23 protein-coding genes are annotated in these 25,587 nt (G+C 70.2%); 14 read left to right on the top strand and 9 right to left on the bottom strand.

Annotation, left to right across the window (positions count from 1 at the left end; translation table 11 throughout):
- Nucleotides 1-26: 26 nt before the first annotated feature.
- A complete protein-coding gene (locus tag WDU99_RS14375; RefSeq protein WP_337333146.1) occupies nucleotides 27-926 on the bottom strand; it encodes an aldose 1-epimerase family protein in 900 nt (299 codons plus the stop codon).
- Nucleotides 927-1,167: 241 nt separating this feature from the next.
- Here WDU99_RS14375 and WDU99_RS14380 point away from each other — a divergent pair, with 241 nt between their 5' ends.
- Nucleotides 1,168-3,468 (top strand): DEAD/DEAH box helicase, encoded by a 2,301-nt coding sequence (locus WDU99_RS14380; protein WP_337333147.1) that lies wholly within the window; start codon nucleotides 1,168-1,170, stop codon nucleotides 3,466-3,468.
- 168 nt (nucleotides 3,469-3,636) lie between these two features.
- On the opposite strand, the gene WDU99_RS14385 is transcribed toward WDU99_RS14380, so the two are convergent.
- On the bottom strand, nucleotides 3,637-4,680 hold the full coding sequence (locus WDU99_RS14385; protein ID WP_337333148.1) for an Rv2578c family radical SAM protein: 1,044 nt from the start codon (nucleotides 4,678-4,680) through the stop codon (nucleotides 3,637-3,639).
- Between the two features lie 95 nt (nucleotides 4,681-4,775).
- On the opposite strand from WDU99_RS14385, the gene WDU99_RS14390 reads away from it, so the two are divergent.
- Together WDU99_RS14390 and WDU99_RS14395 are read left to right on the top strand one after the other, a co-directional pair.
- Nucleotides 4,776-5,714 carry a M15 family metallopeptidase gene (locus WDU99_RS14390; protein ID WP_337333149.1) on the top strand — a complete coding sequence of 313 codons (939 nt, stop codon included), beginning with the start codon at nucleotides 4,776-4,778 and terminating at the stop codon, nucleotides 5,712-5,714.
- A 164-nt stretch (nucleotides 5,715-5,878) separates the two neighbouring features.
- Entirely contained in the window at nucleotides 5,879-7,042 is a 1,164-nt protein-coding gene (locus WDU99_RS14395) for an acyl-CoA dehydrogenase family protein (RefSeq protein ID WP_337333150.1), read from the top strand.
- Between the two features lie 76 nt (nucleotides 7,043-7,118).
- Here WDU99_RS14395 and WDU99_RS14400 read toward each other — a convergent pair whose 3' ends face one another.
- The 7 genes from WDU99_RS14400 to WDU99_RS14430 all read right to left on the bottom strand — a co-directional run bounded on the left by WDU99_RS14400 (nucleotide 7,119) and on the right by WDU99_RS14430 (nucleotide 12,412).
- Nucleotides 7,119-7,247, bottom strand: coding sequence for a hypothetical protein (locus WDU99_RS14400; protein WP_337333151.1), 129 nt, complete (start codon nucleotides 7,245-7,247; stop codon nucleotides 7,119-7,121).
- Nucleotides 7,248-7,335: 88 nt separating this feature from the next.
- Nucleotides 7,336-7,914, bottom strand: a complete 579-nt coding sequence (locus tag WDU99_RS14405) for an ECF transporter S component (protein WP_337333152.1) — start codon at nucleotides 7,912-7,914, stop codon at nucleotides 7,336-7,338.
- A gap of 13 nt (nucleotides 7,915-7,927) precedes the next feature.
- Complete coding sequence (locus WDU99_RS14410; protein WP_337333153.1) at nucleotides 7,928-8,782, bottom strand: energy-coupling factor transporter transmembrane component T family protein; 855 nt, start codon at nucleotides 8,780-8,782, stop codon at nucleotides 7,928-7,930.
- Nucleotides 8,779-10,479 (bottom strand): ABC transporter ATP-binding protein, encoded by a 1,701-nt coding sequence (locus WDU99_RS14415; RefSeq protein ID WP_337333154.1) that lies wholly within the window; start codon nucleotides 10,477-10,479, stop codon nucleotides 8,779-8,781. The genes WDU99_RS14410 and WDU99_RS14415 overlap by 4 nt, the downstream gene beginning before the upstream one ends.
- Nucleotides 10,480-10,513: 34 nt before the next feature.
- A complete protein-coding gene (locus WDU99_RS14420; protein ID WP_337333155.1) occupies nucleotides 10,514-11,059 on the bottom strand; it encodes an ECF transporter S component in 546 nt (181 codons plus the stop codon).
- 76 nt (nucleotides 11,060-11,135) lie between these two features.
- Complete coding sequence (locus WDU99_RS14425) at nucleotides 11,136-12,059, bottom strand: pirin family protein (RefSeq protein WP_337333156.1); 924 nt, start codon at nucleotides 12,057-12,059, stop codon at nucleotides 11,136-11,138.
- Nucleotides 12,060-12,061: 2 nt separating this feature from the next.
- Nucleotides 12,062-12,412 carry a GNAT family N-acetyltransferase gene (locus WDU99_RS14430; RefSeq protein ID WP_337333157.1) on the bottom strand — a complete coding sequence of 117 codons (351 nt, stop codon included), beginning with the start codon at nucleotides 12,410-12,412 and terminating at the stop codon, nucleotides 12,062-12,064.
- Nucleotides 12,413-12,619: 207 nt separating this feature from the next.
- On the opposite strand from WDU99_RS14430, the gene WDU99_RS14435 reads away from it, so the two are divergent.
- Genes WDU99_RS14435 through WDU99_RS14485 form a run of 11 tightly spaced genes read left to right on the top strand, consistent with a single transcriptional unit; the run spans nucleotide 12,620 to nucleotide 25,515 of the window.
- Nucleotides 12,620-13,921: an ABC transporter substrate-binding protein gene (locus WDU99_RS14435; RefSeq protein WP_337333158.1), complete on the top strand. Its 1,302-nt coding sequence runs from the start codon at nucleotides 12,620-12,622 to the stop codon at nucleotides 13,919-13,921.
- Nucleotides 13,914-14,810: a carbohydrate ABC transporter permease gene (locus WDU99_RS14440; RefSeq protein ID WP_337333159.1), complete on the top strand. Its 897-nt coding sequence runs from the start codon at nucleotides 13,914-13,916 to the stop codon at nucleotides 14,808-14,810. Before WDU99_RS14435 ends, WDU99_RS14440 begins: the two co-directional genes overlap by 8 nt.
- Entirely contained in the window at nucleotides 14,810-15,739 is a 930-nt protein-coding gene (locus WDU99_RS14445; RefSeq protein ID WP_337333160.1) for a carbohydrate ABC transporter permease, read from the top strand. Before WDU99_RS14440 ends, WDU99_RS14445 begins: the two co-directional genes overlap by 1 nt.
- Nucleotides 15,740-15,753: 14 nt before the next feature.
- Nucleotides 15,754-16,872, top strand: coding sequence for a mandelate racemase/muconate lactonizing enzyme family protein (locus tag WDU99_RS14450; protein WP_337333161.1), 1,119 nt, complete (start codon nucleotides 15,754-15,756; stop codon nucleotides 16,870-16,872).
- Nucleotides 16,869-17,630 carry a FadR/GntR family transcriptional regulator gene (locus tag WDU99_RS14455; protein ID WP_337333162.1) on the top strand — a complete coding sequence of 254 codons (762 nt, stop codon included), beginning with the start codon at nucleotides 16,869-16,871 and terminating at the stop codon, nucleotides 17,628-17,630. Before WDU99_RS14450 ends, WDU99_RS14455 begins: the two co-directional genes overlap by 4 nt.
- A complete protein-coding gene (locus WDU99_RS14460; protein WP_337333163.1) occupies nucleotides 17,627-18,088 on the top strand; it encodes a cupin domain-containing protein in 462 nt (153 codons plus the stop codon). The genes WDU99_RS14455 and WDU99_RS14460 overlap by 4 nt, the downstream gene beginning before the upstream one ends.
- Entirely contained in the window at nucleotides 18,078-18,545 is a 468-nt protein-coding gene (locus tag WDU99_RS14465; protein ID WP_337333164.1) for a gluconate 2-dehydrogenase subunit 3 family protein, read from the top strand. The genes WDU99_RS14460 and WDU99_RS14465 overlap by 11 nt, the downstream gene beginning before the upstream one ends.
- Nucleotides 18,542-20,194: a GMC family oxidoreductase gene (locus WDU99_RS14470; protein ID WP_337333165.1), complete on the top strand. Its 1,653-nt coding sequence runs from the start codon at nucleotides 18,542-18,544 to the stop codon at nucleotides 20,192-20,194. Before WDU99_RS14465 ends, WDU99_RS14470 begins: the two co-directional genes overlap by 4 nt.
- Nucleotides 20,182-21,708, top strand: a complete 1,527-nt coding sequence (locus WDU99_RS14475) for an aldehyde dehydrogenase family protein (protein WP_337333166.1) — start codon at nucleotides 20,182-20,184, stop codon at nucleotides 21,706-21,708. The genes WDU99_RS14470 and WDU99_RS14475 overlap by 13 nt, the downstream gene beginning before the upstream one ends.
- Nucleotides 21,709-21,710: 2 nt before the next feature.
- Entirely contained in the window at nucleotides 21,711-24,053 is a 2,343-nt protein-coding gene (locus WDU99_RS14480; RefSeq protein ID WP_337333167.1) for a molybdopterin-dependent oxidoreductase, read from the top strand.
- Nucleotides 24,046-25,515 (top strand): aldehyde dehydrogenase family protein, encoded by a 1,470-nt coding sequence (locus WDU99_RS14485; RefSeq protein ID WP_337333168.1) that lies wholly within the window; start codon nucleotides 24,046-24,048, stop codon nucleotides 25,513-25,515. Before WDU99_RS14480 ends, WDU99_RS14485 begins: the two co-directional genes overlap by 8 nt.
- Nucleotides 25,516-25,587 lie beyond the last annotated feature (72 nt).

A 25,587-nucleotide genomic window follows, 5' to 3' on the forward strand; every position in this document is an offset into this window, starting at 1 on the left:
GCGACCGGAGCGACGCCGGGGCCAGATCAGGCGAAGCGGATGCCCCAGCTGAGCGTCCACGACTCGTCGCGCGCGAGACGGCGCAGGCCGCGCCCGGAGTTGAACGCCTCGGCCGGCGCGGTCATCGGCTCGATGGCCACCGTGAGCGACTGGCCGGGGTATCCGGTCGTCGTGTACGCCTGGATGTAGTCGAGTCCTTCACCCTGGTGCAGCGTGACGGTGCGGCCGTCCGGCGCCGTCAGAGTCGTGCGCACCTGGCCGTCGGCGTCGCGGTGCAGACCGGCGAACCCCGTGTCGAGCGCGAGCTCGCCCAGGCGGCGGCCCTCGCGCAGATCCGTGCCGGAGGCCACCGGGGATTCGCCGATCGGCAGCATCCGATCATCGGTCTCGAAGTACGTCTCGGCGGGCAGGCGAAGCACGAGGTCGCGCGGGTCGATGCCGCCGATGGTGAGGAACGGATGCGTTCCCAGCGCCACCGGCGCCGGCTCCGGCGACCGGTTCGTCAGGGTGTGCGTGACGTCGATCCCGGCATCCGACAGCGCGTACGTGACCGTCGTCTCGATGAGGTAGGGGTACCCGGTCTGCGGCACGATCGCCGCGGCGAGCGTGACCGCCTCGTCGGACTGCTCGGCGATGTCGTACGCGGTGAACCGCAGCAGTCCGTGGCTGGCGTTGCGCAGCTTGGGCTCGGTGATCGCCAGCGCGCGGGTGGTGTCGCCGTCCTGCCAGATGCCGTCGCGGATCCGGTTGGGCCACGGGGCGAGCACGACCCCAGAGCAGGACGGGGCCGGTGCATCCTCGGGGTACGGAGGCACGATCTCGACGCCATCGACGACGAGGTGGCGCAGTGAGGCGCCGACCTGCGCGATCTGCGCGGTGACCGCGCCTCGACGGAGGTGAATCTGGATGCCGGTGGGCGAGCTCATGAGGCCATCGTACGGCGGGCACTCTCTCAGGTGCGGCCGGTAGACTTCACCTGTCGGCTTCGGGCAGCCGCGCTCCGTGAGGGGCGCGGGCGTGTGAACGAGTGTGAGCCCAGGGGCCGATGGTTCATAACCATCACATGAATGGCCCCGGCCGACGAATGCCCGGGTATGTCTGCCGTGCGCTGATCTCTGTGCGCCGCCGCGGACGCTGTTCTCGTGTCAGAGACAGTCAGGAAACACCATGCCCAAGAATGGCAAGCCCAAGGGCGGACGCCCATCCCGTAACTTCGAGCCGCGCTATGCGAAAAAGGCCTCGTTCCACGACCGTCACGCCGGTGGTCGTCCGGGTGCTCGCGACGAGCGCTCGTCGGCCGGTCGTGACGACGACCGTCGCTCGTACTCGAGCGATCGTCGCGCCGATACGCGTCCCGGCAGCCGCAGCCCGAAGCACCGCGGCTATCGCGCCGTCGAGTCCGGGGCCGCAGCACCCAAGCGCCGCTGGAGCGACTCCGAGCGCGCCGGTCGTGACGAGTCGCGCTCGATCCGCAACCGCGCCGAGTCCGGGCGTCGCGAGGCACCGCACCACCGCAACGACCGCGACGACCGGGGCCGTGACTTCGGCGGGCGCCGGTTCGAGGGGCGCGGCGGGCGCCGGTTCGAGGAGCGCGGGGAGCGTCGCTTCGACGATCGTCCGCGGCGAGACGATCGCCCGCGTCGCGACGACCGTGGCGGCTACGACCGCAACGACCGCGGCGAGCGCCCGCGCTTCGACCGCGGCGGCAGTGGCCGGCCGCAGTTCGGTGGCGACCGCCCCCGTCATGGCCGTGACGACCGCCAGGGTCGCGATGACCGCCGTGGCTTCGGCGCCGGCGGCGAGCGACCCCGGTTCAACCGTGACGACCGCTCGCGTTTCGACCGCACCGAGCGCCCGCGCTTCGACCGTGACGACCGTGGCCGTGGCGGCTACGAGCGTCGCGATGATCGTCCGCGGTTCGACCGCACCGACCGGCCGGCTCGCGACGAGCGCCCGCGCTACGACCGCGAAGACCGCGACCGTGGCGGCTACACGCGCCGTGACGACCGTCCGCGTCGCGACGACCGTGACTTCTCCCGCCCGAACCGTGACGACAAGCCGCGGCACGGCCGTGACGACAAGCCGCGTCACGAGCGCACCGAGCGCCCGCGGTACGACCGCGACGAGCGTCCGGCGCGTCCCGCCCGCGAGAACCGCGATGATCGTCCCAGCCGCAGCGACTGGAACCGGACCGAGAGCGTCAAGAAGCACGAAGAGCACGTCGATGTCGTGCACGAGCGGCTCGAGGCCGAGGCCGTGCAGGCGACGGAGGTCGCCGATGTGACGTTCGCCGACCTCGGGCTGGGGTCGAACATCGCCGAGACGCTGCGCAATATGGGTGCCGAGACGCCGTTCCCGATCCAGGCGGCGACGATCCCGTCAATCCTCGAGGGACGCGACGTGCTGGGTCGCGGCCGTACCGGCTCGGGCAAGACCATCGCGTTCGGTGCACCGCTGGTGGAGAGCATCCTGAAATCGCAGGCCGGCAAGCGACGCGAGATCGGTCGCAAGCCGCGCGCGATCATCCTCGCGCCGACCCGTGAGCTGGCGCTGCAGATCGACCGCACGGTGCAGCCGATCGCCCGCAGCGTGGGGCTGTTCACCACGCAGATCTACGGCGGAGTGCCACAGGCTCGCCAGGTCGGTGCGCTGAAGAAGGGTGTCGACATCGTCATCGGCACCCCGGGACGCATCGAGGATCTCATCGAGCAGGGCAAGCTCGACCTGTCCGACGTGCGCATCGCTGTGCTCGACGAGGCCGACCACATGTGCGAGCTCGGGTTCGTCGAGCCCGTGCAGCGCATCCTGCGCAAGACCGCCGACGACAGCCAGAAGCTGCTGTTCTCGGCGACGCTCGACCGCGAGGTCGCCTCGCTGGTCGATGAGTTCCTCGACGAACCGGCTGTCTACGAGGTCGCCGGTGAGGATCAGGACTCGGGCACGATCGACCACCGCGTGCTGGTGATCGAGCACCGTGACAAGGCCGACGTGCTCACGTCGCTTGTCGACCGCGATGGTCAGACACTCGTCTTCGCGCGCACCCGCGCGTACGCCGAGATGCTCGCCGAGCAGTTCGAGGATGCCGGGGTCGCTGCGGTCTCGCTGCACGGCGATCTGAATCAGGCCAAGCGCACCCGCAACCTGCAGAAGCTCACCTCGGGCAAGGTGCAGGTGCTGGTCGCCACGGACGTCGCCGCCCGCGGCATCCACGTCGACGACATCGATCTGGTCGTGCAGGCCGATGCCCCTGACGAGTACAAGACGTACCTGCACCGGTCAGGCCGCACCGGGCGCGCAGGTCGTTCTGGCCGCGTCGTGACGCTGATCACGCGTCACCGTCGCCGCCGCATGGAGGACATGCTCGACCGTGCCGAGATCGAGGCCCCGTTCGACCAGGCTCAGCCGGGTGACGAGGTCATCGAGGAGATCGCGGGTCGCGTTCCCACTGCGGCCGAGCTGACCGCCTGACCCGGTCCCCGACTCAGGTCGTTCACAACTCCGGAGAAACCGCCGGTTTCGGGGCTCCACAGCCCGGAAACCGGCGGTTTCCGTGTGTTCTTCCGGAGTTCTGTACACCGCGGGGTGCCGGGCGGGGCGCGGGAACTCCGCGGGGTGCGGGGCGCGTGCGGTGGGTGCTCAGAACAGCATGTCGGCGGCCGATGCGGTTGTCTTCACCGGCTCGTGTCGCGCGGCCGGGCGGGAGAGCTGTCGGATGCCCTCCGTGCTGCGCGCCTCCAGCCCGTGCATCCGGATCATCGGGCGCATCCGCTTCGCCAGCCACTGTCGGTATCCCTTCGGTGCCTCGGAGGAGACACCGGGGTACAGCCCGCGATAGGACGACAGCAGTTCGGGATGCTCGCGCTCGAGCCACTGGAAGAACCAGGGCTTCACTCCGGGGCGCAGGTGCAGGGCACCGTAGATGACGTGATCGGCGCCGCTGTCCTTGGTGCGGCGCAGCGCCGCGTCGATCGCGGCGACGGAGTCGGTGAGATGCGGCAGCACCGGCATCAGGAAGACGCCGACGCGGAAGCCGGCGTCGGTGAGCGCCCGCACGGTGTCGAGTCTCGCCTGTGTGGACGGGGTTCCCGGTTCGATCGAGCGCTGCAGGTCGTCGTCGTACATCGCGATCGACATCTGCACGTCGATCGGCACCCGCTCCGCGGCCTCGATGAGCAGGGGGATGTCACGACGGATCAGCGTCCCCTTCGTCAGTATCGAGAACGGGGTGCCCGAATCGGCCAGGGCCCGGATGATCCCCGGCATGAGCCGATAGCGACCTTCCGCGCGCTGATACGGGTCGGTGTTGGTTCCCAGTGCGACAGTCTCGTGCTTCCACGACCCGCGCCGCAGCTCGCGCTCGAGAACCTCGACCACGTTCGTCTTCACCACGATCTGCGAGTCGAAGTCGCCACCGCCGTCGAGGTCGAGGTACTCGTGGGTTCCGCGAGCGAAGCAATAAACGCAGGCATGACTGCATCCGCGGTACGGGTTTATCGTCCAGCTGAACGGCATCTTCGACGGTCCGGGCACGGAGTTCAGGGCCGACTTCGCCAAGACTTCGTGAAAGGTCATCCCGGCGAACTCGGGCGTCGTCACCGAACGCACGATGCCGCTGCGGTTCTCCAGCCCGGGCAGCGCGTCAGTATCCACCTCGTCGAGCGTCTGTCCCTGCCATCGCATCTGATCATTCGAACAAAACAACGATCAAAAGTCAAGAAGAAGCTAGAACATGCGTTCGCAATGCAATGCGGCATCGACTGAGCAAGAATGTCGGGGTGAGCGCTGTGCATTCCCGACATGCGGCGCGTGAACCGATCGCCGTGCGCCTGGCCGTGCCCATCGGCGTGCTGTTCACCGCGCTGGCATCGTTGGCGACCGTGCTCGGCGTCGCCGCAGACGGGCCGGGCGGGCCGATCGCAGCGACCGAGATGCCGGCGCCGGCCGCCGCGATGGCACTGCCGACCGTCGAGGTCGTCGCCGTACCCGCCGCGGATCCCTGCGGCGATGATCAGGTGATCGCCGCGCTCGCCGCCGGTGATGATGCGGCGACCGTGCGCGCGTTCGGTGGGGGAGCCGAGTTCCGTGCCGCGGTCGTCGGCGGCAGTGCTCCGTGCGTCTCGCTCGACGATCCGGGTCGGGTCTGGGTCGTCGTCAACAAGCACCGTCCTCTGCAGCCCGAGAGCTTCGCCCCGGCATCCCTCTCCGACATCGATCTGCAGGCGACGTCGCGGTCGAACGAGCTTCGCCCTGAGGCGACCGCCGCGCTCGAAGCCATGGCGGCCGCCTCGCGCGATGCCGGCGCCGGGGTGCTCGGCATCAACAACGGCTACCGCTCCTACGACGTGCAGACGCGCACCTACGGTTCGCACGTGCGCAGCAAGGGTCAGGCCGGGGCGGATGCCATCTCCGCGCGCCCCGGGTTCAGTGAGCATCAGAGCGGGCTCGCCTTCGACCTGATCGCCTGCTCCTCGCGCTGCGGAACCCATGAGGACTTCGGCGAGACACCCCAGGGGGAGTGGGTCGCCGAGAACGCGTGGCGGCACGGGTTCATCGTGCGGTACGAGCAGGGCGAGACGGGCACGACCGGGTATCTGCCCGAGCCCTGGCACATCCGCTACATCGGTGAGGAACTGGCGGCGGCGTACCATCACGGCGGGTTTCACACGCTGGAGGAGTTCTTCGGGCTGCCGCCCGCACCCGACTACGAGCACTGACGCGCTGTCGGCGCGGAGCGCGTCTTGCGGCATTCCACAAATGCGAGACGCAGTGTCATGGCTCGTGAGACGCATTCCCACAACGGACTGTTTCGCGACGCCGCGCCGACCGTAGACTCGCGGTGCGAAGACGCACCTTCCGCCACGACGTTCAGGAGGACGACATGGAACGCGACATCTATGAAGAGGACCACGACGCCTTCCGCGATCTGGTCAAGGACTTCGTCAAGCGCCACGTCTCGAACGAGACCATCGAGAAGTGGGACGCCGCCGGCGAGATCGACCGCGAGACCATGCTCGCCGCGGGCGAGGCCGGCCTGATCGGACTGTCGGTGCCCGAGGAGTTCGGTGGCGCCGGCATGCTGCAGGACTACCGCTTCCGCACCATCGTGATGGAAGAGGTCATCGCGGCGGGCGCCGGTTCTCTGGCTGGTGCCTTCGGCATCCAGGACGACCTGGCCGTGCCCTACCTCGTGCACATGGGCACGCAGGAGCAGAAGGAGAAGTGGCTGCCCCGCATGGCCACCGGCGAGGTGCTCGGCGCGCTCGCCATGACCGACCCGGGTGCCGGATCCGACCTTCGCGGCATCAAGACCAACGCGAAGAAGGTCGACGGCGGCTACATCGTCAACGGCGCGAAGACGTTCATCTCGTCGGGCACCACCGCCGACATCGTCGTCACGTTCGTGAAGACCGGCGAGGGCAACCGCCCCGACGCGTTCAGCCTGCTCATCCTCGAGAAGGGCATGGAGGGCTTCGACCAGGGCAAGAAGCTCAGCAAGATGGGCTTCCACGGCTGGGACACCGCCGAGCTCAGCTTCACCGACGTGTTCGTCCCCGACGAGAATCTGATCAGCGGCAAGGAGGGTCAGGGCTTCATCCAGCTGATGATGAACCTGCCGCTCGAGCGCCTGTCGATCGGCGTCGCCGCCGCAGCCGCCGCTCAGGCCGCCACCGACTGGACGATCGCCTACACCAAGGAGCGAGAGGCGTTCGGCGAGCGCATCGCCGATTTCCAGAACACCCGCTTCCAGCTCGCCGACATGGTCACCACGACCGAGGTGATGTGGGCCTACGTCGACCGCGCGCTGCACGCGTACAAGGCCGGCAAGCTGTCGGCTGAGGATGCCGCGAAGGTCAAGTACTGGGCCACCGAGCGCGAGTGGGAGGTGCTCGACACGGGCGTGCAGCTGCACGGCGGCTACGGCTACATCATGGAGTACCCGATCGCCCGCGCGTTCACCGACGCCCGCGTGCACCGCATCTACGGCGGCACCAACGAGATCATGCGCGACCTCGTCGGCCGCCAGATCGCCGGCAAGCGCTGAGCAGACCCGCCGTCACGGAGCGCGCGTCCCTTCGGGGGCGCGCGCTCTGCGTTTCCCCGGCACGCGCCCGTGCGCCTCAGCGCCGATCGCGCGGCGGGCGTTTGGCAACGCTGTCGAAGACGCCGTTGAGACCGAAGAGGAACATGCCGAGGAAGATCACGGGCGCGACGACGAACAGCATCACGCCCCACAGGATCCACAGCATCGCGTCCTCCTCGTCCTCGCCCCCGGTCGTATCGTCACCGTATCGCGGGCCACCGACATCGGGGTCGGGGGTCAGAGACCCTGACCGGTCAGCGGCGGCCGACGCCCGCGGCCCGCAGCTTGTCGGCGATGAGGATGCCCAGGGCCGTGGCACCGAGGCAGCTGGCGAGCGTCACGACGAAGAACAGGATCTGCGACCACAGCGGCTGCGCACCCATGTCGAAGAACGCCCACGCGAAGAACGGGTACACCACGCCCAGCAGTGCGGCGCCGGCGTAGTGCTGCCAGGTGTGCCAGTACCGCCACAGCACCACGAGGAACGGCAACTCGGCGAACAGCGACCAGGATGCGTTGGTCACCACGCTCATGAACCCGTAGCCGGAGAACGGCACGATGACGAGCCCGGCGATGACCCCCACGAGGATCCCGACGAGCGGCTTCTGCAGCAGTCGCAGCGCGATCACCGACGGCAGCACCCACAGTCCCGTGATCGCGACCGACAGCACCGGGTTGCCGAGGGTCAGGAGCACGGTGGAGAGCCAGTTGGCCGGGGCGAGCAGCAGTCCCCCGGCGACGCCGAGGGCGGCGCAGGTGAGCAGCAGGGTCGTGGAGGTGCGGGCGCGGGTCGCCTTCTTCGGGGAGGTCGTGCTGTTGTTCGAGGTCGCCATCACGGCCTTCCGGTCAGGGATGCCAGGGGAACGTGATCACGAGGATCGCCGCGGACACCGCGAGGAACGCGGCGATGAACACGATGTCGCGGGTGCGGAACGGCACGAGGTGGCGCTCCGTGCGCGTCGGATGCGCGCCGAACGCGCGGGCGTCCATCGCCAGGGCGACGCGCTCGGCATGGCGGATGGCGCCGGCCAGCAGCGGCACGATGTACCCCCATCCGCGGGCGAGGCGCGCGAAGGGACCGCGGCCTCCCCACATCCCGCCGGTGCCGTGCCCGCGCACGCGGTGCGCCGCACGGATCACACTTAGCTCGTACCCGAACCGCGGCACGAAGCGGTAGGCGGCAAGCGCCGTGTACCCGATCCGATATGGCACATGCAGCTGCTGGATGCTCGCGCGCACGAGGTCGGGGCCGGTGGTCGTCAGTCCGCCGATCAGGGCGAGGGCGAGGATCGCGGCCAGGCGCAGCGCCGTGGCGAACCCGACCTGCAGGGCGCCGGTGAACAGAGTCCATCCGCCGATCTGCAGGAACGGCGCGGTGTGTTCGACGCCGGCCGCATCCACCCATAGGGAGAACCCGAGCCCGATGGCGAGCATGCCGAGCGGAACGGCGAGGAAGAGCAGCACGGCGGTGCGCGTACGGATCCGTGCGCCCACGAGGATCAGCGCGTACGACAGCACGATGAAGCACAGCGGCGTCACGAGGTCGCGCACGAAGATCAGCATGATCATCGCCGGCAGCACCGCGGCCACCTTCGACAGCGGGTTCAGCCGATGCAGGAACCGGATACCGGATGCGGTGGCGTCGGACGCGTACGGGTCCACCACGGCGACGGAACCGGTGACGGCGGGGGCGGCGGTCATCGGGCGGCCTCCGCGAGGTAGCCGCGCAGCGCCGGGTCGAGCGCGCGGTGCATGGCGGGCAGGCGCAGGCCTGCGGATTCGAACAGCCCCTCCGCGGCGAACAGCTGCGCGGTGGGGCCGGCGGCGTGCAGGCGACCGTCGGTGAGGATCACGGTGTGCGTGGTGCGGTCGGCGACGAGCTGGAGGTCGTGCGTGACGATGACGATGGTCGTCCCCTCGTCCCGGAGCCCTTCGAGTAATCCGAGCAGCTCGTCGGCGCGGGCGCGGTCCTGGCCGAACGTCGGCTCGTCGAGCGCGAGCACATCCGGCCGAGTGATCAGCGCGGTGCCGACCGACAGCCGCCGCTTCTCGCCGCCGGAGAGGAGGAACGGATGCACATCCGCCTTCTCCTCGAGCCCGAACCGCACGAGCATCCCCTGCACGCGCTCGGCGATCTCGGCATCCGGGGTGCCGCGCAGGCGCAACCCGTGCGCGAGCTCGTCGAAGACGGTGTGCGCGATGAACTGATGCTCCGGGTTCTGGAACACGAAGCCGATGCGCGCGGTGAGGTCCCGCGGGGCGGCGCGGCCAGGGTCGATCCCGCCGACCGAGACGCGGCCCTTCGGCGGCGGCACGACCCCGGCGAGCGCCTGGATGAGCGTGGTCTTGCCGGCGCCGTTCGTGCCGACGATCGCGGTGAGCGATCCGCGCGGGATGTCGAGGTCGATCCCGTGCAGGATCTCGGTGCGGCCGCGGGAGACGATGAGGTTCCGGGCGCGCACCGCGACGTCGGATCCGTCGGCGGGCTCCTCGGCGACCGCCGAATCCACAACACGCGTCGGCAGCTCCGCCGCAGGAACAGCGGCCACTGCCGCGGCCAGCTCCTCCGGTGTCAACGGCAGCGGAAGAGTAGCCGGAAGGATGCCCCGCTCGCGCAGGGCATGCGCGGCGAGGGTCGCGGCGGGGAGCCATACGCCCATCGCGAGCAGCTCCTCGGTGTGCTCGCGCAGCACGCGGTCGACCGGGCCGTCGAAGGCGAGCCGCCCCTGCTGGTCGAGCACGATGCAGCGGCCGGCGAAGCGCATCGCGGCGTCGAGGTTGTGCTCCACGAGCACGATCGCGCGCTCGCCGGAGGCGATGAGGTCGCCCAGCGCCCCGTAGACGTCGTCGATGCCCTGGGGATCGAGGTTGGCGGTCGGCTCGTCGAGCACGATCACCGGCGAGCCCATGGCGATGGCGCAGGCGATCGCGAGCCGCTGGCGTCCGCCGCCGGAGAGGAGGTCGGGGTTCTCGTGCCGACGCTTCCACAGGCCCACCCGGCGCAGCGCGGCCTCCGCGCGGGAGACCACCTCGGGCGCCGGCACGAGCATGTTCTCCAGGGCGAAGGCGACCTCGTCGAGCACGCTGCCGGTGACCAGCTGCGCATCCGGATCCTGGAACACCATCGCGACGTCCGAGCTGAGCGCGGCCACGGGCGTCTCCATGGTGCTGCGGCCGGAGACGTCGACGGTGCCGTCGAGCTCGGCGGGTACCGACTGCGGCAGCAGGCCGTTCAGCGCCAGGGTGAGCGTGGACTTGCCCGAACCACTTGGGCCCAGCACCAGCACGACCTCGCCAGGGTGCACCTCGAAGTTCAGGCCCTCCGGCGCGGGGCGTTCGCCCCCCGGGTACGTGATCGTCAGATCGCGTACGCGCAGCAGTGGGGCGGAAGGAGGCACGCCCTCCAGATTAGCTGAGGCTTACCTGCATCGCCTATGCGCGGGTGACGACGCCCGCCCGGCGCAGGGCGATGCCGATACGGGCCCCGATGATCGTCCAGATGACCGGTCCGATGATGAACATCGCCAGGTACAGGATGCGTGCCCACAGCTCGAAGCGGTCGAGGTCGACGGCGAAGGCGATGGGCACGCCGAGGATGACGCCGACGATCACGGCCGAGATCAGGAAGCGGCCGAGCCCCCAGTGGCGGTAGCGCCCGAGTGCGGTGATGCCCTCCTGGATGCCGCCGATGAGCAGCGCCGTGCCGAGGTAGCGGAGCACCCACGCCGGGGCGAAGGCGCTGGAGACGAGCGCGGCGAGCACGTGGGTGATCAGCGCCACTCCGGGCACGCGCAGCAGCGACTGCGCGACGATGCCCGGCAGCACGTGCGAGCCGAGGACGAGGCCGTAGAGCACCGGGAGCGCGGCCGACACGGGGACACTGATGTAGCCGGCGCCCGCCGAGACGAGTCCCGTGGCGACGCCGACGGCCGCGCAGATCAACAGCACGCGGGTCGTCAGCACGGGGTTCTTCGCCACCCGCTCATCCTACTGGCGCGCGGGGAACGACAGCACGGCGAGAGCCGGAGAAACGCGGGCGCCGGCCCGCATCCGCTCAGGCCGCGCGGCGTCGTCGGGGCTTGAAGTGCACCGCCGGCATAGGCGGAGCCGGGATGCGCTCGTCGCCGTGGCCGACGACGTGCCCGAAGCGGCCGGACTGCGACTCCCAGTCCTCGCGGGCAGCGGCGACGTCTTCGTGGTTGCGGCCGGCGAAGTTCCACCACATCACGAGGTCCTCTTCGAAGACGGCACCGCCCAGGAGGAACAGCAGCGCGCCCTCCTCGGTGTACAGCTCGACGCGGTCGCGGGAATCACCGAGGAAGAGCATCGACCCGACCGGCACCTCCTTCGCCGCCACGTGCGCGTCGCCGTCGACGACGAGCACGGCGTGCTCGAAGCCGATGTGCAACGGGATCGAGAGCCGGGTCTCCGCCTCGAGGCGGATCTCGGCACCCACGGTCGGATGGTGGACGGTGGCGGGAGAGGTGACCCCGGCGAGCTCGCCCATGACGACGACGGCTTCGCCCGCCGGTCCGTCATCGGAGGGGAGGGCGACGGGCGGCAGATCGCTGTGCTGCTCGAAGGTCCCGGTGCCCGTGCATGAGGCCTCGGGCAGGGCGATCCAGAACTGCAGCGCATCGAGCGTCACCGGGCCGTCGCCCACCGAGTACTCGGAGTGCGAGACGCCGCCGCCCGAGGTCATGAGGTTCATCTGTCCGCGCTCGGCAACGACGTCGCTGTTCACGGAGTCGCGGTGATGGATGCCGCCCACAAGCGGCCAGGTGAGGATCTGCAGGCCCGTGTGCGGGTGCGGGAAGAGTCGCATCTGCACGTCGTTGGGCCCGAACCGGTCGAGGAAGCACCAGGGCCCGATCGTGGGCAGCTCGCGGTCGGGGAGGATGCGCTTGACGTCCATGTCGCGCACCCCGCCCAGCGGGACCTTCCGCGGCTCCAGCAGGATGGAGCGTGGGCCGTGCATGGTCATTCCGAGGCCTGCGGATCGTCGGGCTGCTGCGCGGGGCGCGTCTCCGGGGCGGGCAGGATGCGGGCGCCGGGGATCTCGTGCTTCTCCACATAGCCGGCGATGTACGGGCAGATCGGGACGATGCCGAGGCCGCGCTCCGCGGCATCGGCGAGCGCCTCCGCGGCCAGGCGTCCGGCCAGGCCCTTGCCCTGGAACGCCGGGTCCACCTCGGTGTGGATGAAGCGGATCTGCTCCGGCGCATCCCCCACCGGGCGCAGGTCGTACTCGGCGAAACCCGCGAGGGTTCCGTCGTGATGGATCTCGTAACGCGAGGCGTCGTCGTTGCGGGTCACGGCGATGTCGGTCATGCGTCCTCCTTGAAGCGCGTCCTGCCCCCAACCTACGCCCGGCGGGGCGCTCTGGGGCCGGGTCGCGCCGGGGATACGGCGGGCGGATGGGATTCGTGTTGACATTCCCAGGGGGAGCCCTTAGATTGGGCAACTGGACAGACCAGTTCCCCAATTCTGTTCCCAGTGTTCGTCAGATCCTTGCCACTGAATCGAGGGAGATTCGAAATGCACCGCACCCGTTCCACGACCCGCGGTCTCGGCATCGCGCTCGTCCTCGGCCTCGCGACGGCGGGCATGGCCGCCTGCTCCACGGGAGGCTCCGACTCGTCCGGTTCCGAGGGCGGCGAGCTCAACGTGCTCTTCCCGCAGACCCATGCCGGCGCCTCCGAGATGCTCAAAGAGGACTTCGAGGCCGCCAACCCCGGAGTGACCGTCAACGTCACGCTCGTCCCCTACGACGAGCTCCAGCAGAAGGCGACCCTGGACGTGCAGTCCGGTGCGGCCGAGTTCGACGTCTTCGACTCCTGGTACACCGAGATCGGCGCGCTCGCCGACGGCGGCGTCATCGTCCCGGTCGACGACCTCCTGGAGGACGCCGACTCCGACGACTTCATCCCGTCGATCTTCGACGCATACTCGCTCGTCGACGGCACGCGCTACGCGATCCCCTTCGACGGCGACACCGAGGTGCTCTTCTACAACCAGGAGATCCTCGACCGCAACGGCATCGCGCCGCCCACGACGTGGGACGAGTACGCTGACGCGGTCGCCGCGATCACCGCGGCTGAGAAGGCGAACGGCGTCTACGGCGCGGCCGTGATGGGCCAGCAGACCCCGATCATCCTGATGTCGACCTACGCCAACCGTCTCGCCGGGTTCGGTGGTTCCTTCCTCGACGACGACGGCAAGCCGACCCTCGACACCGAGGCCGCCATCGGCGCGGCCGCCGCGCTCAAGGAGGTCTCGGCCGACGCGATGCCCACGCCCCTGGAGACCGGTTTCGACCAGGCGCTGCAGGCGTTCCTCTCGGGCAAGGTCGCGTTCATGGAGTTCTGGACCGACCTGGGCACCTTCGCGCAGGACGAGTCGCAGTCGCAGATCGTCGGCAAGTGGGGCGTCATGCAGCTTCCCGTGGGCGGCGACGCGGAGCAGAGCCTCGCGGCGCTGGACGCCGGATTCGCCATGACGATCTCGTCCTCGGCGAACAACCCCGACCTCGCCCGCGAGTTCGTCTTGTTCGCGACGAGCCACGACACCAACCTGAAGCTCATCACCACCGCCGGCACCGGAATCGACCCGAACCGCCTGTCCACCCTCGACGCCGAGGAGTATAAGGAGTTCAACCCGCAGGTGCAGGAGGCCGCTTCCGCCTCGCTGAACGGCGTGCTGACCTGGCCGACCATCAAGGAGGCGCCGGAGCTGTTCCAGGCGCTCACCGATGAGCTGGCGACGATGATCTCCACGGACGGTGACCCCGCGGAGACCATGAAGAAGGCGCAGGAGGAGTGGGAGAAGATCCTTGGCTGATCCCGTCTCCACGGTGGGGAGGGCCAACCGTCGCCTCGGTTGGCTCTTCTCCAGCCCCGCACTGATCGCCGGGCTGATCGTCACGGTCTACCCGCTCGTCTACCTCGTCGCGTCGAGCCTGTCGCGCTCGACGCTGGGCAAGCCGTTCCAGGAGTTCGTCGGAGGAGACAACTTCTCCGCGGCGATGGCCGACGGGACCTTCACGGGCGGACTCATGCGCACCACGGTGTTTGCGATCGCCACGGCGCTGTTCCAGCTCGTGCTCGGCCTCGGGATCGCGCTGCTCATGCGCCAGCTGACGCGCGGGCAGAACGTGATCCGCACGATCATCCTGCTCCCGCTGCTCACCCCGCCGGTGATGGCGGCCGTGGTGTGGAAGCTCGTGCTGGCGCCCAACGGAGGCATCCTGAACGCCATCCTGCTGCAGACCGGGATCACGAGTGAGCCGATCTCGCTGCTGGGCTCGCCGGTCTGGGCGATCGTGATGGTCGCGCTCGCGGACTCCTGGCAGTGGACCCCGTTCGTCGCCCTGATCATTTACGCGGGTCTGCTCGCCCTTCCCGGCACGGTCTACGAGGCCGTGCAGATCGACGGCGCCGGCCCGTGGCAGACGTTCCGCCACATCACACTGCCGATGATCATGCCGACGCTCACCGCGGTGCTGCTGATCAAGCTGATCATCTCCTTCAAGATCTTCGATCTCGTGTACGTGCTCACCTCCGGTGGTCCGGCGGATGCCTCGATGCTCTCCGGCTTCCTCATCTTCCGGACGGGCCTGCGCGAGTTCAACGTCGGGTACGCGGCGGCGCAGACGCTGCTGTTCGTGATCGTCGTCACGATCGTCACGATCCCGGTGACCATCCTGCGCAAGCGGACGAGGTGGGAATGATGAGCCAGACACTGCAACCCCAGTCGGCGCGCACAGCGTCGGTGACGACGACGGCGCTGATCACGACGGCCGGGCGCGGCCCGCTTCCCCGGAAGCGCTCCGCAGGCCGGAAGGCCCGCCGAGGCGGTGCGGCGATCGGTCACGGTGCGCTGTGGGCGGCCGTGCTCGTGGGCATCCTGCTGCCGATCGTGTACCTGCTCGTGCTCTCGTTCACGCCGCAGTCGCAGATCGCCACCGGTGGGATCATCCCCACCGAGCTCACGCTGAACAACTGGACGGCGATGTGGGATCGGATGCCGATCGCCCTGTACGCGCTGAACTCGATCGTGGCGGCGGTGCTCGGATGCATCCTGTCGCTCGCGATCGCCGTGTTCGTCTCGTTCGCCATCGTGCGCTTCCGCACCGGCGGCGGATTCCTCCCGCTGTACGTGCTGGCCAGCTTCGTCGCCCCGCCGGTCGTCGCGATCATCCCGCTCTTCTTCCTCCTGCGCAGCATGGGGCTGATCAACAGCTCGATCGGCCTCGCGCTCATCTACGGCCTCGTGAACGTGGCCGTGGCGACGGCGCTGCTGGAGCCCTTCGTCGAGCGCATCCCGGCCGAGCTGGAGGAGGCCGCGCAGCTGGACGGCGCGGGCCCCATGCGGATGATGCGCAGCGTGGTGATCCCGCTGCTCGTGCCCGGCCTCATCGCCACGGGCATCATCATCCTCATCCTCAACTACAACGAGCTGCTGTTCGCCCTCACGGTGCTGCAGAAGAACGATGCGCAGACGCTGCCGGTCGCGATCTCGCTGTTCCAGGGCGATCGCGGCGTGCAGTTCGGGCAGATGGCGGCGGCGTCGATGGCCGCGATCCTCCCCGTCTACCTCGCCGCCGTGTTCATGCAGCGCTACCTCGTGGGCGGCCTGACGAGTGGAGCGATCAAGTGAGTGCAGGAGCGGAAGTGAACACCATCTCGAGCGTCGAGTTCATCGGGCTGCGCACGCCGCTGCCCTCACCCGCGGTCTTCTCCTGGGGCACCGCGAACGAGCGCAACGTCGGTCTGGTCCGCGTGCGCCTCGCCGACGGCACGGAAGGCTGGGGCGAGACGAGCGTCACCTTCCCGTTGTGGTCGATGGAGGAGCGGGCCGCGACGGTGGCCGGCATCGCGCCGATCGCCGAAGGGCAGCGTCTGGAAGCCGCCGCCGACATCGCCGCGGTCGTCGCGGTGCTGCGGCAGCGCACCGACCGGTTGCGGCTGCTCTGGTCGCATACGGCGATCAGCGCAGCCATCGGCGCCGTCGAGATGGCGCTGTGGGATGCCTGGGGGCGTATGCAGGACGCGCCCGTCTGGCAGCTCCTTGGCGGCACCGACGCGGTGATCCCGATGTATGCGGTGGGCTTCGGCGGCTCGCCCGCCCAGGTCGCCGACACCGCCACGGGTCTTCTGGAGGAGGGGTACGCCGCGGTGAAGGTGCGCGTCGGCTTCGACCCCGACGACGACGTCGCCCTCGTCGAGGCGGTCTCGGCCGTCGCCGGCGATCGGCTCTACGCGGACGTCAACATGGGCTGGACCCGCGACGAGGCCCGCACCATGGTGGAGCGGTTGAATCCCTACGGCCTCGGCTGGCTCGAGGAGCCGCTGTCCCGCGACGACCGCGAGGGCCTCGCGGCCCTGCGCGAAATCGCCACGATGCCGCTGGCCGCCGGCGAGAACTGCTACAGCGCGGAAGAGCTCGTCTCTCTCGCGGAGAGCGGCCTCGTCGAGGTACTCATGCCCGACCTCGCCCGCGTTGGCGGGCTGGAGGCGGGGATCGCCGGGGCGCGGGTCGCCCGCGAGCGCGGCCTGGGCTACAGCACGCACCACTACGCCTCCGACATCGGCTTCGCCGCGATGGCCACCCTGTGCGCCGTCGTCGGCGCACCGCGACCGATCCTCCGCGATGTGAGCCCATGGCCGATCCGCGACGGACTCCTCTCGGAGCCGCTGGTCATCGAGAACGGGACCGCGCGTCCCTTCGCCGGCCCCGGGCTCGCCCCGACCCCGGTCCTGGCCGTTGTAGAGGAGTATCGGGTGCTATGACCGAGAACACGAGCCCCTACTCGCCGCTGTCGCCGAAGCCCTTGTGGACGGCGGCCGTGGAGCAGATCCGCGAGCTCATCGAGAGCGGGGAGATCCCCGTCGGCGCGCGACTTCCCGCCGAGCGCGACCTGTGCCGGCAGCTCGGCATCAGCCGCATCTCCCTGCGCGAGTCGCTGCGCGTGCTGCAGTCCACCGGGTACGTGGAGACCCGCCCGGGCTCGGGCACGTACGCGCGCCTGCCCGAGCCGGTGCACGATGCGCCGATCTCCGACTGGATCGCCAAGGACCTGCACATCCTCGAGCTGTTCGAGCTGCGCCGGGCCGTGGAACCGGGCATCGCCGGGCTGGCGGCGCTGCGGCGCGACGAGGAGCATCTCAGCGCCATGGAGGCCACACTCGTGGAGATGACCGAGGGCGACGACTTCGACCATCCCAAGGCCGTGGCCGCCGATGCCGAGTTCCACCGGTTGCTCGGCTACTGCATCGACAACACCGCGATCACGACGCTCGTCGATCAGATCCAGGACGTGGCCGGGGTGGAGCGGCGCCTCTCCCTCTCCGTCCCCGGTCAGCGCCGCCGCGCCGTCGACGACCACCGGCGCATCCTCGAGGCGGTGCGCCGCGGCGACGAGGCCGCTGCCACCTCCGCCATGCGCGACCACCTGGACGCCGCGGTCGGCTGGATCATCACCTATTCGCAGAACGAGACCTCCGAGGGCGCATCCGCGCCGAAGGACACGACAAAGGAGAAGCAATGACGCAGGCAATCACCACCACCGAGAAGCACAATGCCGCCGGAGAGCGCGTCGTCATCAGCCCCGACGAGTTCGGGTCGGGAGCCCCGATGGAGGTCGGCCGCACCGGCGTGCGCGACAAGAAGCTGATCTACCCCGAGATGGGCTTCGACGCGGCCACCCTGTGCCTGGGCGTGGTCGAGATCGACCCCGGCCACCACTCGCCGCTGCACCGCCACAACTGCGAAGAGGTGTACCTCGTGATCGAGGGCACCGGATACGTCGAGCAGGAGGGCGAGACCTTCCCGCTGAACACCGGCGACGCGGTGCTCAACCGCGTCAACGTCGACCACCGCGTCTTCAACACCGGCGACACCACGATGCGCCTGGCCGTCGTGGGCGGCATCATGCTCGTCCCGCTGCTGCCGACCTGGCCGACCGACAGCCCGTACGAGATCCTGGAGCCCGCCGGTGAGAACTGACGACCTCGCCTCGGCGATCGACGCAGTCGCCGACACGATGATCCCGCCGTCCGGCGACTGGCCGGCGCCCTCCGCGCTGCAGCTGGGCGCCGACCTCCTCCCGCGACTCCGTGAGGACGAGCGGGAGAAGGTCGCCGGGACGATCGCGCGGCTCGACGCGGCCGATGGCTTCGCCCAGGCGTCGCCGGCCGAGCGCATCTCCGCGCTCACCGAGCTCTCCGAAGCGGACCCGGTCGCTTTCGAGCTGCTGCGCCGCTGCGTGTACTACGCCTACTACGCCCAGCCGCCCGTCATCCGCGTGATGCGGGCGAAGGGCTACGACATCAACGAGGCGCCGCAGCCGGGGGGCTACCGGATGGATCCGATCACGTCGGAGGACCTTTCCCGGATTGACCGCTCGCGCATCGTCTGGATCCCCGCCGACAAGGTCGGCATGCCTCTGAGGACTGCATCATGAACGACGTCACACCCACTGTGCTCCCCTCCGTCGAGGTGCTCGTGATCGGCGCCGGCATGGCCGGCGGCGCGATCAGCTGCACGCTCGGCGAGGCCGGGGTGCAGGTGGTCTGCCTTGAGCAGGGCCGCTGGATGCCCGGCGCGGCACGACCCCACGGCGACCGCTACTACGAGCTCGAGCGCCAGTACCGCTGGAGCACCTCGCCGAACACGCGCGCGTGGCGCGAGGACTACCCCATCGGCACCGACGCCGTGCAGCCGCTGATGTTCAACGAGGTCGGCGGGTCGACGGCGATCTACACGGCCGCGTGGCCCCGGTTCCGGCCGACCGACTTCGTGAAGAAGCAGGAGCACGGCCGCAGCGAGGACTGGCCGTACTCGTACGACGACCTCTCGCCCTACTACGCGGAGAACGACCGCTCGATGGGTGTGTCGGGGCTCGATGGCGACCCCGCCTTCCCGCCGCACGACCCGTACCCGAACCCGCCGCTGCCGATCGGCAAGCGCGGGAGCGCCTTCGGCCGCGCGTGCGACGACCTCGGCTGGCACTGGTGGCCCTTCCCCATGGCGGTGAACTCCCGCGAGTACCGCGGCCGCGCCGCGTGCAACTACTGCGGCGACTGCCAGAGCGGATGCTCGATCGAGGCGCTCGCCGGCTCGCACAACACCTACTGGCCGCGCGCGCTCGCCGCGGGCGTCGAGCTGCGCACCGGTGCGCGCGTCGTCCGGATCGAGAGCGACGACGCGGGCCGGGTCACCGGGGCGATCTACGTCGACGCCACCAGCGGAGAACGGTTCTTCCAGCCCGCCGAGCGCACCGTCGTGTGCGGCAACGGCATCGGCACGCCGCGACTCCTGCTGGCGTCGGCATCCGACTCGCACCCGAACGGGCTCGCGAACAGCTCGGACCAGGTGGGGCGCAACCTCATGTTCCACGGCCTGGCGATCGTCGAGGCCTGGACCGATGAGATGCTCGACCCGCACAAGGGCGTGATCTGCGCCGCCGCCTACACGGCGGAGTTCGCCGAGACGGACCCGGAGCGGGGCTTCGTCAACGGCTTCACCCTGCTGTGCAGCGGCATGAACGGCCCCGGCTTCCAGGCGAACGGCTCGCACTCGGGCAACGTCGCGCCGTGGGGCGAGGGCCACCACGAGTGGATGGAGAAGCACCTCAACCGCGGCTTCGCGATCCTCGTGCAGACCGAGGACCTCCCCATCGAGTCCAACCGGGTGACGCTGGATCCCGAACTCGTCGACGCCGATGGCGTCCCCGCGCCGTTCGTGCACTACCGGCTCGACGAGAACGACGACCGGCTCCTCGAGTACGCGTGTGGCAAGGCGGTCGAGATCGCCGAGGCCGCGGGCGCGCACGAGGTCAAGGTCAACCGGTTTTTCGGGCCCTCCGGCGACTACATGCCCCCAGCCTGGCACCTCATGGGCACGGCCCGGATGGGCGACGACCCGGCGACGTCGGTCACCGACGGCGAGCACCGCGCCTGGGACGCCCCGGGCCTGTACATCTGCGACGGATCGTCGCTGCCCACCGGCGGCGCCGTCAACCCCACGAGCACGATCGGCGCGGTCGCCCTGCGCTGCGCCGCCAAGATGCTCGAGCACATCGGCAAGGAGGCCCCGGAATGGGCAGCATGACGACGGCGACGGAACCGGTCCGGTCGATCGATCCGCGCACCGGCGAGGTCGTGGAGACCGTGGCGGAGCAGACGGATGCGGAGACGGTCGCGCGACTGTGCGCGGCGGCCGTCGAGGCGACCGCCCGGCTCGCGGCGATGAGCTTCGCCGACCGGGCGGAGATGCTGGAGGCGATGGCGGCCGCGCTCGAGGGCGACCGCGAGCGCCTGGTGGACATCGCCGACCGCGAGTCCGCCCTCGGCCGCCCGCGGCTCGACGGCGAGGTGACCCGCACCGCCACTCAGCTCCGGCTGTTCGCGGCCGTGCTGCGCGACGGCGCCTTCGCGGAGGCGACGATCGATCACGCCACCGACGCCTCGCCGGACCTGCGGCGAATGCTCATCGGGCTGGGTCCGGTGTCGGTGTTCGGCGCCTCGAACTTCCCGTTCGCCTTCTCGGCCGCGGGCGGCGACACCGCCTCGGCGCTCGCCGCAGGATGCGCGGTGATCGTCAAGGCGCACGGCGCGCATCCGGCGCTGGACGCGGCCGTCGTCGCGCTGTTGCGCGATGCCGCCGGGCGTACCGCCGCCGGCGAGGACGCCGTCTCGGTCGTCTACGGCCGCGAGGCTGGGACGGCCGTCGTCGCGGATGCGCGCATCCGTGCCGTCGGCTTCACCGGCAGCGAGCGGGCCGGGCGCATGCTCATGGACCTCGCCGCCGCGCGCCCCGAGCCCATCCCGGTGTACGCGGAGATGGGATCGCTGAACCCGCTCGTGGTCACACCGGGGTCCGCGGAGCGCGGCGCGGAGATCGCCGCGACCATCGCGGACTCCGTGCTGCTGGGCGGTGGGCAGTTCTGCACCAAGCCCGGACTCGTCTTCCTCCCCGAAGGCGCGGCCGGGGATGCCGTGGTGAGCGCCCTCGTCGAGCGCATCGGCGCCTCCGACGCCATCCATCTGCTCTCGATCGACATCCGCGACACGTTCATGAAGGGGGCCGCGGCCGTGGCCGCGTCCGCCGACGCCGCCGCGCTCGTCACGCCGAGCGCGGGCACGGGATCGGCCGCGACCCCGGCGCTGAACGAGGTCGCCGTGGCGTCGCTGTTCGGCGCCGACGAGCTCATCGCGGAGTGCTTCGGGCCGGCCGCCCTGGTCGTGCGCTACGGCACGATCGCTCAGGTCGTCGACGTGATCGACCGCCTCCCCGCATCCCTCACGCTCTCGGTCTTCGCCGAGGATGCGGAGTCGGATGCCGTGGCGGCTATCGCCGCCGCGGCGACGGAGCGGGTCGGCCGTATCATCCTCAACGGCGTCTCCACCGGCGTCGCGGTGAACTGGGCCCAGCAGCACGGCGGTCCGTACCCGGCGGCCTCCAGCGCGATGCACACCTCGGTGGGCGCCACCGCGATCCGACGGTTCCTCCGGCCGGTCGCCTACCAGTCCTTCACCGATGCCCTGCTCCCGCCGGCGCTGCAGGAGTCGAACCCGCTGGGGATCCCCCGTCGCGTCGACGGACGCCTCGAGGTGAACGGATAGGCATGAGCACGAGGACGGGCCGCACAGCCTCCCACTGGGGGAGCTACGAGGTCGACACGCGCGACGACGAGGTCGTCGACGTCCGACCCGTGCCCGAAGACGCGGATCCGTCCCCCATCGGGCAGAACTACCGCGGGATCCTGCGCGGGCGCAGCCGCATCCTCCGCCCCGCGGTGCGCCGCGGCTGGCTGGAGGGGCGGCGCACCGGGCGCGGCGCCGAGGAGTTCGTCGAGGTCTCGCAGGAGGAGGCCGTGGAGCTCATCGCCGCCGAGCTCGACCGCGTGCGCCGCGACCACGGCAACGAGGCGATCTATGGGGGCTCCTACGGCTGGGGCAGCGCGGGGCGGTTCCATCACGCGCAGTCCCAGGTGCACCGCTTCCTCAACGCGATCGGCGGCTACACGCGCTCCTACAATACGTATTCGCACGCCGCCGACGAGATCGTCCTGCCTCATCTCGTCGGCGACCGCGAATGGTTCCTGCGCTCCGTGCCCTCCTGGGAGGAGATCGTTGAGCACACCGAGGAGTTCATCGCCTTCGGCGGGCTGCCGCGCCGCAGTCCGCAGATCAACCCCGGCGGCGTGGGCTCGCACCTGACGGTGCTCCGGCAGGTCGAGGCGGCGCGCAACGGCGTGCACTTCACGATCGTCACCCCGATCCGCTCGGACACCAATGACGAGCTGGGCGCCGACTGGCTGCCGCTGCGCCCCAACACCGACGTGGCGCTGATGCTCGGCCTCGCGCACACGATCCTCGACAGCGGCCGGGCCGACGTCGACTTCCTCGAACGGTGCTGCGTCGGCTGGGACGTCGTGCAGAAGGAGCTCCGCGGCGAGCTCGACGGCGTCGTCAAGGACGCGGAATGGGCCAGCGGGATCACGGGCGTCCCCGTCGAGCGGATCCTCGCGCTCGCCGAGCGCATCGCCACCCGGCGCACGCTCATCGGCGTGACGTGGTCGCTGCAGCGGCAGCACCACGGCGAGCAGAGCTACTGGGCGGCGATGACCCTGGCGGCCATGAGCGGCTCGATGGGTCGACCCGGCGGCGGGATCGGCACGGGCTACTCCTCCATGCACAATGCGCACCACGGCGACCGGCGCTCACCCGCCGCGGCGCTTCCGCAGGGGCGCAACGCCGTGGCCACGCACATCCCCGTCGCGCGCATCAGCGACCTGCTGCTCAACCCGGGTCGCGCCTTCGACTACAACGGCAGCCGGTTGATCTATCCCGATATCCGCCTCGTGTACTGGATCGGGGGCAACCCCTTCCACCACCACCAGGATCTGAACCGGATGCGTCGCGCCTGGGAGAAGCCCGACACGATCATCGTGCACGAGCCGTTCTGGAACGCGCACGCGAAGCACGCCGACATCGTGATGCCGGTGGCCACCTCGCTCGAGCGCAACGACTTCGCCATCGGCATGGCCGACGGCTGGCTGAGCTGGATGGACCGCGTCGCTGAGCCCCCGGAGGGCGTCGTCACCGACTATGAGGTGTTCTCCGCCGTCACCGAGAAGCTCGGGTGCGCCGAGGAGTTCACCGAGGGCAGGGACGCCTGGGAATGGGTCGTCGAGCTGTGGGGGCGCTCCCGCACGAAGGCGGCCGGATTCGGCATCGACCTGCCCACGATGGCCGAGCTGCGCGAACGCGGCAGCATCCCGCTCGAGATCCCGCGCACCCTGCCCACGGCGTTCAGCGAGCTGCGGGCCGATCCCGAGGCGCATCCGCTGCGCACACCCTCGGGCCGGTTGGAGCTGTACTCGGAGACCGTCGCGGGGTTCGGCTACGCCGACTGCCCGGGCTGGGCGAGATGGATGGAGCCCGCCGAGTGGCTGGGCTCCCCGCTGGCACGGCGGCATCCGCTGCACCTCGTCTCGCCGCAGCCCGACGGCAAGCTGCACAGCCAGCTCGATCACGGTCAGGAGAGCCGCCGGCACAAGCGCGAGGACCGCGCCGTGCTGCGCATGAACCCCGCCGATGCGAGCGCCCGCGGCATCCGCGACGGCGACCTCGTGCGGGTGTTCAACGACCGCGGCGCCACGATCGCGTGCGCCACGATCGACGACACGCTCCTGGAGCGCGTCGTGGCGCTGCCCACCGGCGCCTGGTACGACCCGGTGGACCCCGCCGACCCCGCCCCGCTGGACAAGCACGGCAACCCGAACGTCCTCACCCTCGACATCGGCACCTCCGCGCTCGCTCAGGGCCCGTCCTCGCACACGTGCCTCGTCGATGTCGAGACGTTCGCCGGGGAGGCGCCGCCCGTCACCGCTTTCGAACCCCCGAGGCTCATCCCGGCCTCGGACACCGACCGACCCCTCAGGAGAGAAGAGACAGATGAGTGAATTCCCCCGTCGCGATGTGACGCAGAACTACATCGACGGCCGCTGGGCGTCGCCCTCCACGACCGCCGTCGCCGAGGTGTTCGACTCCAACACGGGCGCTGTGATCGGCTCCGCGCCGCTCAGCGGGCGCTCGGACGTCGAGGACGCCGTCGCCGCAGCCTCCCGCGCCCAGCAGGGCTGGTGGCGGATGGGAGCGGCCGCGCGCGCCGAGCACCTCCGCGCCGTGGCCCGCGAGCTCGAGGCCCGGCACGAGGAGCTCTCCGAGCTCGTCATGCGCGAGGTCGGTGCGAACCAGGAGATCTCCTACGGCTCGCAGACGATGACCCCCGTGATGAGCTTCAACACCGCGGCTGACATCCTGGAGAGCTACGAGTTCATCGAGCAGGTGGGCCAGAACAAGGTCGCGCGCGAGCCCTTCGGCGTCATCGGCGCGATCACGGCGTGGAACTTCCCGCTGCACCTGGTCACGGTCAAGGCGGCGTTCGCGATCGCGGCGGGCAACACCGTCGTCGTCAAGCCCAGCGAGATCGCCCCGCTCACCGCCGCCGTCTTCGCGGAGGCGCTGGATGCGGCCGGCCTGCCCGCCGGCGTCATCAACATCGTCTTCGGTAACGGCCTCGAGGTCGGCGAGGCGATCGTAGAGCACCCCGACGTGCGGATGCTGACCTTCACTGGATCGACCAGGGCGGGGCGCCGCATCGGCGAGCTGGCCGCGCAGAAGGTGGCAAAGGTCGCCCTCGAGCTCGGCGGGAAGAGCCCGTTGGTGATCCTGCCCGACGCCCCGCTCGAGGAGGCGGTGCGCTTCGGCGTCCAGGACCTGCTACTCAACAATGGCCAGCGCTGCGACGGGCTCACGCGCATGGTCGTCCCCGCCGAACTCCTGCCCGAGGTGGAGCGGGTCGCCGCCGACGTCATGGGCGGGGTGAAGGTCGGACCCTCCACCGACTCCTCCGTCGTCGTGGGACCCCTGGCGTCGCAGACGCAGCAGGAACGGGTGCGCGAGTACATCCGCAAGGGCATCGACCAGGGCGCGAAACTCGTGGTCGGCGGTCTCGAGGAGCCGGAGGTTCCGGCCGAGAACGCCGGCGGCTACTACGTCCGCCCCTCGGTGTTCTCCGGTGTGACGGGGGACATGGCGATCGCCAAGGAGGAGATCTTCGGCCCGGTGCTGTCCATCCAGTCCTACGACGACCTGGAGCAGGCGATCGAGATCGCCAACGACACCGAGTACGGCCTGCACGCGGCCGTGTACGGCGGAGACCTCGACGAGGCGCTCGAGGTCGCGGGCCGGCTGGAGGCGGGCATGGTCACCGTCAACGGCGGCGGCATGGATCTCCTCGCCCCCTTCGGCGGGTACAAGCAGTCCGGCATCGGCCGGGAGTTCGGCCTTTACGGCTTCGAGGAGTTCCTCGAGGTCAAGGCGATCCGCGTGCCGACCGACGGCCCCGCCGCCGTCGTCTGAGGCGATCGGGCGCTCCGTCGGCGCGCATCCCCCGATCGGTCCGAGCGGCGGCCGGACGTTCCCGGCCATGGC

It is taken from the genome of Microbacterium bandirmense (genome assembly GCF_037204185.1).
Classification (GTDB): domain Bacteria; phylum Actinomycetota; class Actinomycetes; order Actinomycetales; family Microbacteriaceae; genus Microbacterium; species Microbacterium bandirmense.